Consider the following 522-nt stretch of genomic DNA (forward strand, 5'->3'; position numbering starts at 1 on the left):
CCCAAAGATTTAATCATTTGAGAGTTGTCACCAACACCTTTTAGAGTGTATCCAAGACCTGTCTTTAAGAATAAATCTAAAAGCACTTTACAGATAAATACAAATACTAAAGCTAAAACTATAGGAGATATTTCTCCATTGAATAAATGTTTAAAACTAAATAGTGGGATATTTGATTTTCCCATTATTCTTAAGTTGATAGAGTAGAGCATTCCCATAACTAAAATACCAGAAAGTAAGTTAGATATTTTAAATTTAATGTGAAGTATACCAGTTACAAGACCAGCAATACAACCACATAAAATAGCCATTAAAGTTGCTACTACAGGAGAAATCCCATTAGTAAGAGAAAAGGCTACAATAGAAGCTCCCATTGTGTAGCTACCATCAGCAGACATATCGGGAAAATCTAAGATTTTGTAAGTTATATAAACCCCCAGTGCCATGATTGATAAAATTAAACTTTGCGTCATTACAGATATAATACCTGACATAAATAAAACACTCCTTTGAAAATATTTT

1 protein-coding gene is annotated in these 522 nt (G+C 30.8%); it reads right to left on the reverse strand.

Annotated features, from left to right (window positions below; translation table 11 throughout):
• Positions 1–494: ABC transporter permease (locus tag KGF36_RS19855; protein WP_413926895.1), on the reverse strand; the 494-nt coding region annotated here is incomplete at its 3' end.
• Positions 495–522 lie beyond the last annotated feature (28 nt).

Source organism: Clostridioides sp. ZZV14-6009 (assembly GCF_020658095.1).
Taxonomy (GTDB): domain Bacteria; phylum Bacillota; class Clostridia; order Peptostreptococcales; family Peptostreptococcaceae; genus Clostridioides.